Annotated in this window: 7 protein-coding genes; all 7 read left to right on the top strand. The window is 65.1% G+C overall.

The window, feature by feature from the left end; genetic code table 11:
• Window positions 1-5: 5 nt before the first annotated feature.
• Complete coding sequence (locus C8J25_RS15260; RefSeq protein WP_107955250.1) at window positions 6-218, top strand: hypothetical protein; 213 nt, start codon at window positions 6-8, stop codon at window positions 216-218.
• A gap of 68 nt (window positions 219-286) precedes the next feature.
• Complete coding sequence (locus C8J25_RS15255) at window positions 287-736, top strand: hypothetical protein (protein ID WP_107955249.1); 450 nt, start codon at window positions 287-289, stop codon at window positions 734-736.
• 108 nt (window positions 737-844) lie between these two features.
• Window positions 845-1,285: a hypothetical protein gene (locus C8J25_RS15250; protein WP_146173347.1), complete on the top strand. Its 441-nt coding sequence runs from the start codon at window positions 845-847 to the stop codon at window positions 1,283-1,285.
• Between the two features lie 17 nt (window positions 1,286-1,302).
• On the top strand, window positions 1,303-1,716 hold the full coding sequence (locus C8J25_RS15245) for a hypothetical protein (protein WP_244187137.1): 414 nt from the start codon (window positions 1,303-1,305) through the stop codon (window positions 1,714-1,716).
• Between the two features lie 18 nt (window positions 1,717-1,734).
• Window positions 1,735-6,723 (top strand): phage tail length tape measure family protein, encoded by a 4,989-nt coding sequence (locus C8J25_RS15240; protein WP_107955246.1) that lies wholly within the window; start codon window positions 1,735-1,737, stop codon window positions 6,721-6,723.
• Entirely contained in the window at window positions 6,720-9,935 is a 3,216-nt protein-coding gene (locus C8J25_RS15235; protein ID WP_107955245.1) for a hypothetical protein, read from the top strand. The genes C8J25_RS15240 and C8J25_RS15235 overlap by 4 nt, the downstream gene beginning before the upstream one ends.
• A gap of 224 nt (window positions 9,936-10,159) precedes the next feature.
• On the top strand, window positions 10,160-12,847 hold the full coding sequence (locus C8J25_RS15230) for a hypothetical protein (RefSeq protein ID WP_146173346.1): 2,688 nt from the start codon (window positions 10,160-10,162) through the stop codon (window positions 12,845-12,847).
• Window positions 12,848-12,864 lie beyond the last annotated feature (17 nt).

Genomic DNA, 12,864 nt, shown 5'->3' with positions numbered 1-12,864 from the left:
CCACCATGTCCGACACCAAGACCAAGCGCGCCAAGATCGTCCGCAACTTCAAGGACGCCGGCACCGAGACCCAGTTCACCGGCGGCGAAACCGTCGAGGTCAGCGAGGGTGCGTTCGCGAATTATCACGCGGCCGGCCTGGTCGAAGAGGCTGACGCCGAGGCCGCGCCGGCACCGGCGGAAGGCGACCCCGCCAAGACCGGCCGCACCCGCAGCTGACCCGCACTTCCGCCGATCGGCGGAGGATCCACGCCGGCCGAGCCGGCTCGCCTTCTGAGAGGTAAATTATGAAGACCATGACCGCGGCGGGCTCGACGCTCGCCATCGCTGCCGCTTCCCCCGCCACCAATGACGCGGCCGGCTTTGCTGCCCTGACGCTGATCGAGGTCGGCAACGTCGAGAAGCTCGGCACCCTCGGCGCAACCTTCGCCAAGGTTGAGTTCCAGCCGCTGAAGGGTGGCAAGCAGAAGTATAAGGGCTCGCCCGATTACGGCGCTCTGCAGCCGAGCATGGCGCTCGATACGGACGATGCCGGCCAGACCCTCATGCAGGTGTCGGCCGACGACGAGACGCAGAAGCTCTACTCGTTCAAGGTCACCTATCAGGATGGCTCGAAGCGCTACTTCCAGGGTCGCGTGTTCGGCATGCCCGAGACGGCCGACGGCGCGGACTCGATGCTGATGGCAGCGCCGACGATCGAGATCTGCACCAAGCCGGTGAAGGTCGCAGCGGCCTAACTTTTCCCCTTCCGGCGCCCGCGACGCCGGCTCCCCATGCATCAACTCGCCTCGCTATCGCGGGTGCGGGACGAGTTGGTGCACCATCCTCCCGCGAAGGATCAAACCATGAAGTTCAATATCGCACTGCTCGCTTGCACCGCCACGGCCGCCTGCCACGTCAAGAACCCGGCCGGCGAACTGCTGTTCGCCGACGAAGAGCGTACCTTGCCTGTTCGCATCCATCTGCACGGCCCGGGCAGCAAGGCGTACGGCGTCGTCGAATCGCGTCAGTCGGCGCGCGCGCTGAAGCGCATGCAGGACAATGACGGCAAGATCACCGCCGCGACCCCCGAGGAGCGTATCGCCGAGACCGCCGAGGATCTCGCTGCGATCACGTCGCACTTCGAGAACTTCGAATATCAGCCGGCTGGCGCTGCCGAGCCGATCGAGGGTGAGGATCTGTTCCGCACCGTCTATGCCAACCAGGGCCTCGGTTTCATCACCCGCCAGGTGACGAAGTTCGTCGGCGACTGGGGAAACTTCAGCGCCGTCTCGAAGGCGGCCTAACCCTCTACGTCCGGCAAATGGCGTGGCTCCATGCTACGCCAAAGCCGGACGCCCGCAGCCGGCGCGGGAGAGATGAGCCGGCCGAGACCAGGCTAAGTCGGATCGATGATCTGAAGCGGAAGAAGATCCTTCCGTCGATGCCTCCGAATCCCGCGCCGCACATCACCGACTGGCTCATTGAGATGGGCCTGACGGAAGCGGCCGGGATGGGCACGGCAGCGATCAGCTCGCGCGAGCTTGCCGCCTGGCAGGACAACACCGGCATAAGGCTCGAGCCTTGGGTCGGTCGGCTGATCCGTCAGCTATCGAAAACGTACATCGCCGAGGGCCGGCTCGCCGAAAGCGAGAACTGTCCGGCGCCATGGCGTGCGCCTGTGTCTCAGCGCGAAGTCGACATCGAGGAAGCTCAGCTGCGCAAGCTGCTGGGCTGACCGGGGAGGAACATACCCATGGACGATTCCTCCCCAGCACTCGAGGTCGGCTTTGTCATCGACACCGGTGGTTCGTTTGGCGAGCTGCTGCAGCTGCAGACCGCGATGGACTCGACCGAAGCCAAGGTGCTCGCCGATGCCACCCGCATCGAGCGTGCCACCAAGGGCCTGGTCGACGTCTCGGCCGCCACGTCGAACATTGTCGCGTTCGGTAATGCTACCACGCGCGAGATGGCGGCGAGCCGTCAGGCGATGGCGCAGGTCGAAAAGGCCGGCGAAGCCCTGGTGCGTTCGCTCGAGCGTGAGGCCGCAGCCTATGGCAAGACCCGCGAGCAGCTGCGCGAAGCCCGGGTTGCCGAACTCGCGCTGGCAAATAGCAAGCAGGGCAACGCAGACTTGTCCGCCCGTTTGGTCGCCGCAGAGGCCGCGCTGTACGATAAGCGGTTCGCGGCAACGCGTAAGGCTCGTGAGGAAACCGAGGCGCTTGCCCAGGCGCAGGACCTGGCCGCCAGTCAGGCGGTAGCGGCAGCCGAGCGACAGGCGCAGGCATTGCGCTCGGCCGCGTTCGCCCATGACCTTTTCGAATCGGCAGCGCGGCGTGGCATCGCTGCCATGCGCGAAATGGAAGCAGCGGAGAAGGTCGCGGCCGCGACGGCAGAAGCGACGCGGATCCGCGAAGCTGCTCACGCCTATGACCTGTTCGAGTCGGCCGCGCGCAAGGGCGCCGCGGCTCAGCGCGAGTTCGACGCCGCTCAGGCTGCTAGTGCACGCGATGATGAGGCGCAGCGCCTCCGCTCGGCCGCGTTTGCCCATGATCAATTCGAAGCCGCAGCGCGCCGCGGTGCAGAGGCTCTACGCGCGGAAGAGACCGCGGCCGCAAGCGATGCTGCGGCCCTGGCTCGCCTGCGTGCCCTGATCGATCCGGCCGCAGCCTCACAGAACCGATTGAACGCCGAACTGGCGGAAGCCCGACGGGTGATGACCGCGGCGGGCGCATCGGCAGCCGAGTTGGGCCGCGCCGAGGCCGCACTGACCGAACGTAGCAATAGCGCCGCGCAGCAGCACGACCAGCTGGCCGGATCCGCACGCCGGAGCGGCGGTGCGTTGAAGAACATCGCGGTTCAGCTGCCGGATATCACGCAGGGCCTGCTCACCGGCCAGAAGCCGTTCCAGGTATTCATTCAGCAGGGCGCCCAGATCTTCCAGGTCGCGCAGATGAGCGAAGGCGGCCTGCGTGGTTTCGGCAAGGAGGTCGGCGTTCTCGCTCTCCGGTTCGCTCCCCTTCTGGTCGGCTTTGCCGCCGTCGGCGCGGGGTTCGCGCTGTTCAATCGGTGGGTCAATCAGGGTGTCACGAACGACCAGCTGACGCGCGACCTCGGCAAGATCACCGGCGGCGCCAACGCAACGAAGCAGGAACTCTTCAAGCTGAAGGACGAGACGGTCACCTGGGCCGACACGACCAAAGCGCTGTTCAGCGTCGTCGGCAAGGACATCTCGGACTATTTCGTCGGCGACATGAAGGGTATGTCCAAGGGCGTGAAGGGCGTCCTCGACGACCTCACCGGCTACATGCGCCAATCCCTGGCGGCGATTTACGCCGGCGTGGCCGGGACTAAGGCATATCTCGGCGAGGTCGAGAAGGGTGGCGTCGTCGGCCTCGGCAAGATGCTGATCGGCCAGGGCGATCCGAAGCTCCTCGAGAAGACCTACGGCGCCGCGTACACCGCGGCTGATCAGTATCTGACGAAGCTCGGTAAGCGCGTGCGGGTCGCCGCGATCGACAACGCGCGCGAGCGTATCGCCAAGTCGATCGGCTATAACAATTTCCCGAAGCCGAAGACCGATAAGCACGCCGAGCAGCTCGCGCGCGACGCCGAGGCGACCGAGGCGCAGATCCGCAACCTCTACAAGCTGGCGGAAGCCTATGGCGTGTCCGGCGCCGCGGCACTGATCGCCGAGGCGCGCGTGAAGGCCGAAAGCAAGGCGATCAAGCAGCAGGCCGATATCGAGGCGGCGGTGAACCGCCAGATCCGTCTCGAGATCGCGCAGCGGGTTTCGGACTCGGCGAAGTCGGCCGCCTCGATGCGCGACCAGGCGCGCATCCAGACCGAGGTCAATACGCTGATCGCTGCCGGCAACGTGCCGGCTGAGCGCGCCGCTGAATTGGTTCAGGATCGTATCGCCGATCTCCCGCTTCTGGCAGCGATCGAGGTGGCGCAGCAACGCGGCTTGAAGGAAGAGGCCGACAAGGCGACCGCAGCGCTGAAGGCTCAGCAAGACGCCCGCGGTGCCGTAAAGGCGGCGGAGATCGGCACATTCTACGCCGGCGCCGATCAGCAGGCCGATCGCCAGCTGGCTATGCAGCGCGAGGAGCTTCGGCTTGTTGGTGCAACGGATATGGCCCGCGCGCAGGCCATGGCGAAGCTGCAGGCGGAGCAAACGCTACAGGCGAAGGGCTACGAGCTCGGTACGGCCTATGCGAACACGTACATCGGCAAGCAGGTCGAGATCGCGGTCGGCGCCGAGACCAACCGGCAGGCGCAGGACGCGTGGAACGCCTCGCTGAGTGCGACGGCCGACTTGTTCGATACCATCGATCAGACGGCGCAGCGGGCTGCGCAGGGCATGGCTGATGCGTTCGGTGATGTCGGTTCGGCGATCGGCGACGCACTGACTGTAATGACCGGCTATTACGCCGATCAGGCAAAGCTTCAGCAGGACCATGCCGCGGCCATTCGCGCGGCGAACGGCGACCAGGCGCGGATCGATCGCGAGAACCGCCTCTTCGCTCTCCGATCGTCGTCGCAGCAGATCGGCGCGTTCGGCGATATGGCATCAGCCGCGAAGGGTTTCTTCAAGGAAGGGTCGCAGGGCTATAAGACCCTCGAGACCGCCGAGAAGGCATTCCGCCTGGTGCAGTTCGCCCTGTCGGTCCGCGCGATCGCGCAGGATGCGATCGAGACGGGTACCAAGATCGCCAACAGCGTGGCGCGTATCGCGGTCGGCGCGACCGAGGCGGTCGTGAATGCGATCAAGAGCCTGCCGTTCCCGCTCAACCTGGCGGCCGGCGCCGCAACCGTCGCCGCCCTGGCGTCGATCGGCGTCTCGATCGCCGGTTCGTTCGGTGGTGGCGGCAAGAACACGCTGGCGCCGACCAACTCGGGTACCGGCACCGTTCTCGGCGACACGTCGGCCAAGAGCGACAGCATCAAGAACGCGATCGATGCGCTGAAGGAGGTCGACACCATGACCAATACCTTCGCGCGCGAGATGGCCGCTTCCTTGAAGTCGATCGACAGCCAGATCGGTGGCGTCGCGTCACTGGTCGTGCGGTCGGGCAACATCGATGCCTCGAGCGGCGTGACCGAGGGCTTCAAGGCGAACGCAATCGGATCCGTGCTGAGCAGGATCCCTGTCATCGGCGGGATCCTCGGCGGGCTGTTCGGCTCGAAGACCAGCGTCATCGGCAGCGGCCTGTATGGCGGTGCGCAGTCGGTCGGCAGCATCCTCGGCGGTGGTTTCGATGCTTCGTACTATTCGGATATCGAAAAGAAGAAGAAGCTGTTCGGACTTACGACCAGCACGAAATACTCGACGCAATACAGTGGCGCCGATGCCGGACTTGAGAATCAGTTCACGCTCATCTTGAAGTCGTTCAACGACGCGATCGCCGCGGCGGCCGGACCGCTCGGCGTTGCCACCGGCGACGTCCAGGCGCGGCTCAACGGCTTCATCGTCGACATCGGCAAGATCGACCTGAAGGGCCTCACCGGCGCGGAGATCGAGGAGAAGCTGTCGGCCGTGTTCGGCGCCGCGGCCGACGGCATGGCCGCGGCAGCATTCCCGGGGCTCGAGCAGTTCCAGAAGGTCGGCGAGGGTGTGTTCGAGACGCTGGTGCGCGTGGCGTCGACGGTGGAAGCTGTCGGCACGTCGCTCACCATGCTCGGCACGAACACGCAGACCATGGGGATCGGCGTGAAGCTCGCGCTGGCGGATCAGTTCGACAGCGTCTCGGCGCTGACGGACGCGGCCGGTGCGTACTTCGAGACTTTCTACTCGAAGGAAGAGCAGGCGGCCGCCAAGACCGCGCAGATGAACGGCGTGTTCGCCAGCCTCGGCTTGGCGATGCCGGGGACGCTGGCGGCATTCCGCCAGCTGGTCGAGGCGCAGGATCTGACCACCGCGGCGGGTCAATCGACCTATGCCACGCTGTTGAAACTCGCGCCGGCGTTTGCCGATCTGCAGGCATCGATGGAGGGCGCGAAGAGCGCGGCCGATATCGCCAGCGAGCGGCAGGATCTCCAACGCCAGCTGCTCGAGCTGCAGGGCGATACCGCAGCGATCCGCGCGCTCGATCTCGCCAAGCTCGATAGCAGCAACCGCGCGCTCCAGGAGCAGATCTATGCGATCCAGGACGCGCAGGCTGCCGCCACGGCCGCTAAGGCGCTCGCCGATGCCTGGACGTCGGTGGGCGATAGCATCATGGACGAGGTGAAGCGGATCCGCGGCCTGACCGACGGGGCAGGCGGCAACAGCTTTGCCAACCTGCAGGGGCAATTCAACGCAGCGACCTCGGCCGCCCGCGGCGGTGACCAGGATGCGGCGAAGAGCCTGCCGGCGCTTAGCCAGGCGCTGCTCACCGCAGCGGCCGAGCAGGCAACCAGCCGGCAGGAGCTGGCGCGCGTCCAGGCACAGACGGCCGCAAGCCTCGAGGCCACCTACGGCGTCGTGACCGCGCTGACGAAGGGCAGCAGCACGCCGTCGACCGCATCCGATCGCGGCATCGATGTCGTGACGGCATCGCAGCCGGCAACGGTGCCGGCGCCAGCGAATGACGACCTGGCGAGCGAGATTAAATCGCTCCGCGAGGAAGTGACCCTGCTCCGGACCGAGAATAATTCGGGCCATGCGGCAACCGCCGGCAATACCAAGCGCATCGATGGCCGCCTCGAGGCGGTGACGGCGCCGAACGGTGGCGAAGCGATCAGCGTGGCCAGCGCGGCGTGAAGGTCGTCACAGACGCCGGGGTCGTGATCGACCTCGGCACCGTCGAAACCGCGCCGACGATCGGCATCGTCGACTATAGCCGGCGCGTGACCGACGACTACGGCGTGACGACCGTTGTCGAGCGCGGGTTCGCCCGTCGCATGTCGGTGCGCCTGGCGGTGCCGTTCGACGACGTCGACGAGCTGCAGCGCCGTCTAACCGATCTCCGCGCGACGCCGGCGCAATGGATCGCCGACGATCAGTTCGCCGCGCTGTCATTTCGCGGTTTCTATAAAGAGTTCGAGATCGATCACGCGGTTCCGCCGCTGAGCTATTGCACGCTGACGGTCGAGGGCCTGGCGGCGACCGAGCAGCTGGTCGACGGCGGTACGGATCCGGCGCCGACCGGTCAGGCGTCAACGCTGCAGCTGATTCAACCGGCCGCGATCACGGACGTCACGATCGCTGCCAGCACGATCGCTGAAACCGATCGCGCCGAATGGTCGGCCGGTGTCAGCTATGCGCTTGGCGCCCAGGTCATCAAGGCGGCAACGCACCGGATCTACGAAAGCGCGGTAGCAGCGAACACCGGCGACGATCCCGCGGCCGCGTCCGGCAAGTGGATCGATATCGGTCCGACGAACCGATGGGCGTTGTTCGACCAGGCGCTCGGCACGACGTCCAGCGCGGCCGGCTCGATCGCGGTCACCCTGAACGCGGCCGCGCGCGCGATCGCGCTGCTCGACGTCGTCGCAGCAACGGTGCGCGTGCAGGCGACCGGTTACGATCGCACGATCGCCGCCAGCGCTGGCGCCATCACGTTCCTCGACCTGCCCACTGGTACCAACCAGGTGACGGTGACGATCGCCGGCGCCGGCATGGTATCGGTCGGCACGCTGCTGCTCGGCCGCCTGGTCGCGCTCGGCATCACCGAGGCGTCGCCGACGTCGAGCATCACCGACTATAGCCGCAAAGAGGTCGACGACTTTGGCGAGGTGACGATCGTCGAGCGTGCGTCTGCAAAGCGGATGACCGCGAAAGCGTTGATCCGGACGGACGCGCTCGACCTGGTCGCGAACCGCATCGCTGCTGTGCGTGCGCGGCCGTCCCTGTGGATCGGGCAGGCGGGCATCGACAGCCTGACGATCTACGGCTTCTTCAAAGATTTCTCGATCGAGGCGGGCGAGGGCGTCAGCAAGTTGTCGCTCTCGATCGAGGGCTTCAGCACCGCGGCGAAGGTCGAGCCGCTCGGCGTCGAGTGGCAGAACGTCAAGGACACGAACCCGGCGAAGCCGAAGCCGGCCGACGGCGCGACGAACAGCGCGGATCCGGCGTCGCCGCTCGGGCCCGACGATACTGTCGCCGACGTGCTCGAGTTTCTCGCTGAAGCGCGGCGCAACGCGACCGAGGGCCTCGAGCAGATCGCAGCAACCAAAAAGGAACTCGATGCCGCCCGGGTGGATCTCGATCGCGCACTGAAGCAGGCACGGCAAACCGTTCAGGCTGCCTATTCCGGTCAGCTGCTCGAGCAGCGTCGCAAGGCGCGCGTGGACTTCCTGACGCACCTCGATGGCGTCCAGGTCGGCGTAGTCGTGCAGCAGGAGACCGAGCAGCGCATCGAGGGCGAGCTGGCAACCGCGAAAACCTTCGCCCTCCTCGGTGCGAAGAACTCGACCGGTACCGCCTTCATTCTCGACAGCTCGACCGTCTTGGTGACGCCGGAACAGTCGCTGTCCGAGAAATTCGAAACGATCGAGGCGCAGTTCGATGGCGTGAACGGTGACGCCGAGGCCGCCATAACTCGCCTGGATAAGGCGATCGCGAACGAGAAAGAGGCGCGGGTCGAGGCCATTGAAGGCATCGAGACGACGTACGACGGCTTGCTTGCGGATACGAACGCGACGATCCGCGACCTCGATATCGCCGTTTCCGACGGTGACCAGGCCCTGGCGCAAAGCATCGAGGATCTCGGCACCAAGTTCGAAGGCGATCTCGCTGATGCGACTGCGGATATCACGGACGTCAAGAAGGCGGTCAGCGACGAAACCGAGGCCCGCGCGACCGCAATTCGCGATCTTTCGACGGCCTTCACAACGGCGATCGGCGACAAGGTCGGCGCCGCGATAACAACGCTCGAGGAGGCGATCTCCGACGAGACCGAAGCCCGCGCGAAAGCGATCACGGATCTCAGCGCAGACTTTACCGACGCGCTGGGCGACACCGTCGGGGCGGCTGTGACCGACTTCAAAGAGGCGATCGCCGACGAGACCGAAGCGCGTGCTGAACAATTAGGCCTCGTCACCGCGCGCCTCGACAAGGTCGGCGGAGGTACGGCGTCGGTCGAGCAGCTGTTCTCCGCGCAGGCCGACGCGCTCGGCAACCTGTCGGCGCGCGCGAGCCTGGCGGTGACTGCCGGCGGCGTGTGGAGCGGAATTACCGTCACCGCGGCGGATGGCTCGCAGGGGGCAATCAGCGACATCACCATGTCGGCGATGACGATCAACGTCAGCACCGCGAAGCTGATCTTCAACAACGGCTCGGTCATGAAGGTGCTCGGCACCGGCTTCGGCGTCGGCAATGAGTTCATCGACTGGTTCGGGCCATCGATGCCGATCGCGTTGTGCTCGCGGGCGAACGGCAAGGTTTGGCAGACCGTGTCGGGCGATGCCTATTTCGGCGGTTCGCTTTCGGCGGGCACGCTTACGAACGGCGGGCAGAGCAGCAGTGTCGCTCCCGACGTCATTGCCGACACCGGTGGCTTCGGATCGGACGGCGGCAAGATTACGGTCGTCATCAGCTGGGCATACGTCTGGGAATGGCGTGTCAATTACGGCGGCTCGACGGCCGGCGCGAAGCAATTCGACGATGCGGTCGCAGCGTATGGCGCGACGTCCAGTGACGGTGGCTACACCTGGTCAGGGACCCGGGTTGAGACCGGGTCGCCGACTCTGACACTGGCGCGCGAGATCGGCGGCGCTGCCCGCATCGATGTAGCAATAGCAGCGATCAGTCCCGGCGCCGGCAGCGTCTATGGCGAGCGCCCGATCCCCGCCGGTCAAGAGGGCGGGTACCTCGTCTTCAGCGCGACCTGGTCGACCAGCCTTACCTACACCGATCCCGATCGGATCGTCGCCGATCGCCGCTTCATCGCAACGCTTGCGCGCGGTTTCACGACCGGCAGCGGCACCGGCAACGTCTCGCAGCGCGTCACCATCATCACCACCGAGGAGTGAGAGCTATGCTTACCGACGACCAGCTCTTCGAACTTCTCGGCAAGAATGCTGAGCTGTTCGCCGCCTATGAGGAATGGGCGAACGCGCAGATCATGCTGCTCGCCGGCACCGTTGACGATCCGAACAGTTTCAACGAGGCGGGCGGCAAGACTGGCGTCCTCGGATATTATCCGGTCGTCAACGTCAGCGGGCAGACGATCTACGTTCCGTGCCAGGCACGCCTCATGGCGATCGCGCTCGGGGGCTCGAATGCCGGAGTGCTCGAGCAGCTTCTCGCTCAGGTCAGCGGGAAACTGGTGACACTCGATGCGGCAATCGCCCAGTCGGGGAGCGCGACGGCTCTCGCCACCGAGAAGGCCGGCCTCGCAGGCGAGAAAGCCGCCTTGGCTGGTCAGACTGCGGCGGCCGCGCAGGCTGTAGTCGATGCCGGCACCGCCATCCTCGCCGCGCGAGATGAAGCGGTCGCTGCTGCCGCTGGCTATCGTCTGGTGGCCTATGGCGGGACAGGTAACGCGATCCTCGCCAACGCTTTCCCGCCGAGGGCGATGACCAGCGGGCAGCTCGTCACCTTGCAGCCGAACCAAACAAATACTGGCCCTGTGACGATCGCAATCGACGGTAAAGCCGCGATCCCGGTTTACGGGCGCGACGGATCCAACCTCCTCGAAGGGCAGCTGCAAGCCGGCCACTACATTGCGCGCATAGCAGGCGCGGGCGCGACGCTGCAGATCATCATCTTAATGGCGCTCGAAGCGCCTGTTCAGTCGGCCGGTCCAGCAACCGACGGTAGTCGCTTCATGACGCCGCGGCGTACCGTGCCTCTGATCTCCCGTGCTCGGCGAATCGTCGACGGTCGGGTATATGCGCTCACCAACAATCTCGATGGTTCGATCAAGATCTCGGTTTCGCAGGGCCGGATCTGGGATGAGAATTCTGGTGGCGCTCCGGCCTACCGCGTGAACGGTGTCGCGGACGTCGTGCTGACGGCAAACCGTGCCTTGGTCGTGGATCTGGACGGCCTACTCGATAGCAACGCACGGTTGACTCCGGTGGTCGTCAACCTTGGCTCAGTGGGCAGCATCGGGTGGCAAACGGGCAACTGGGTCGTGCTATTCTCCCATACGACCAGTTCGGCCGGGCAGCCTGTCGATCAAATCTACGGGGGCGGCGCCTACCGGTTGAACCTTCCGGTCGCGGCCGTCGACACCAGCGCTCTCGAGGCGAATATCCGCCGCGCTCGATACAGCATCGTTGGTCGCGTCTACGCATTAGCAGCAGCCCCGAACAAGTTGACGATTTCGACGTCTCAGGGCCGCGTCTATGTCGAGGGCGGGGGCTCAGCGCCGACCTACAAGATCGAAGCGGCGACCAATGTCGAGCTGGCGAATAATACGGCATTGATGGTCGATCTCGACAGCGCATTGAACGCTGCCGGCCGGGTTGTCCCGTATGTCGGTGTTCCCGGCGCAGCTGCGAACAGTGGCTGGCAGAGCGGCAACAAACTCGTGCTGTTCTCGAATGCCAATACGGACACCGGCCTACCCGTCGACCAAATTTACGGCGGCGGACCATACACGCTCAACCTGCCAGTTCCGGTCTCGGACACGACCGCGCTCGCGACGAGCCTCTTGCGCGCTCGCCGGATCGTTGACGGCCGGATCTACAAGCTGGTCAACAATGGCAACGGCACCGTGACCGTCTCGATCAGCCAGGGCCGGGTCTGGCGTGAGAACGCCGCGGGCTCGATCGAATATCGGATCGACGGGATGACCGACGTCGTGCTCGGCGCCCAGCAGGCGATCGTCGCCAACCTCGATGACCAGGCTGTCGGCAGCACGGTCCGCGTCGTACCGACCGTCGTTTCCAATCTAGCATCCGGTGCGAACTCCGGCTGGCAGAGTGGCAATAAACTGGTGATCTTCAGTCACACGACGAGCGGTGCGTCACCATCGCCCCTGGATCAGATCTATGGCGGTGGTGCCTACCGCCTCGAGCCAGCTGTCACGACGAGCATTACCCGCGACAATACCCTGGTCGTCGCAAAGGTCGCTCCAACGAACGGCGGCATTGGCTCAATGAACATCTACGTTCCAGGTGCGAAGTCACGTTGGACCGGCTGGCGTTTCTTGCGGAGTGTGAACACCGATCTCTCCAAGGGGCCGAAGGTCGACGTGTGGCGCAACGCGGGGCAGTATGACGTCTCGCTCGACGCGAGCTACTTTCAAACGGTCGTCGCGCAGCTGACCCGCCCCTCAGAGATCGAGACGGCGGTGATGCAGCCAGGGCGAGCAGATTATTCGGGCGGCGTCAGCCACGGTAACCAGGTGATGAGCGAATTTAGGGCATTCGCCGACGGGATCGAGTTCGATCCGGCGGTTGCGGCAACGATCACCGCAAAAGAACTGACGTTCTACCAGACGTCTGCGCTGTTCGATAACGCAGCGCCCGACACCAAGATCGCGGACGTCTACACGCACTGGCGCTGGACGGTGAAAGGGCTGCGGCTCGAGGTGACGATGGTCATCGCCGGCACGCAAACCTTCAGCTATATTTACGCCGGTATCTTCCCGGTTTTCCGCGCGAATGAAGCCGGACAATGGATGGTTCTCAAGGGGCGCCGATCGCCGCCTCGGCTTGGGCAGTACGAAGAGGACCTGAGCACCGCGACGTACAATCAGTTCAACAGCAAGGCGAACGAGCTGGTCGGCTACGGCAACGGATATGTGTTTCGCGCTCGCAAGCTGGCAGGTTACGACGATGCGACAGCGCCTAATCGAACGACGTATTTCGCGCCGACCGTCGATAACAAGTTCTACTTCAACCAGATCTCGGCCGCGAACCCACAGACGTTCGCTGATGGAACGGTGATTGGCCCTGTCGTCACCGAGTTCGAGATCCTGAACCCTAACTAACGCAGCATCCTCGCCAA

It is taken from the genome of Sphingomonas faeni, from assembly GCF_003053745.1.
Classification (GTDB): Bacteria; Pseudomonadota; Alphaproteobacteria; order Sphingomonadales; family Sphingomonadaceae; genus Sphingomonas; species Sphingomonas faeni.
The sequence above is the reverse complement of the archived record's forward strand: the minus strand, read 5'-3'. Positions and strand labels throughout refer to the sequence as shown.

Excerpts from the sequence above, each read along its gene's own strand:
- C8J25_RS15255 (WP_107955249.1), top strand. The coding sequence starts at position 287 with ATGAAGACCATGACCGCGGCGGGCTCGACGCTCGCCATCGCTGCCGCT.
- C8J25_RS15260 (WP_107955250.1), top strand. The coding sequence starts at position 6 with ATGTCCGACACCAAGACCAAGCGCGCCAAGATCGTCCGCAACTTCAAG.
- C8J25_RS15245 (WP_244187137.1), top strand. The coding sequence starts at position 1,303 with ATGGCGTGGCTCCATGCTACGCCAAAGCCGGACGCCCGCAGCCGGCGC.
- C8J25_RS15250 (WP_146173347.1), top strand. The coding sequence starts at position 845 with ATGAAGTTCAATATCGCACTGCTCGCTTGCACCGCCACGGCCGCCTGC.
- C8J25_RS15230 (WP_146173346.1), top strand. The coding sequence starts at position 10,160 with ATGGCGATCGCGCTCGGGGGCTCGAATGCCGGAGTGCTCGAGCAGCTT.
- C8J25_RS15240 (WP_107955246.1), top strand. The coding sequence starts at position 1,735 with ATGGACGATTCCTCCCCAGCACTCGAGGTCGGCTTTGTCATCGACACC.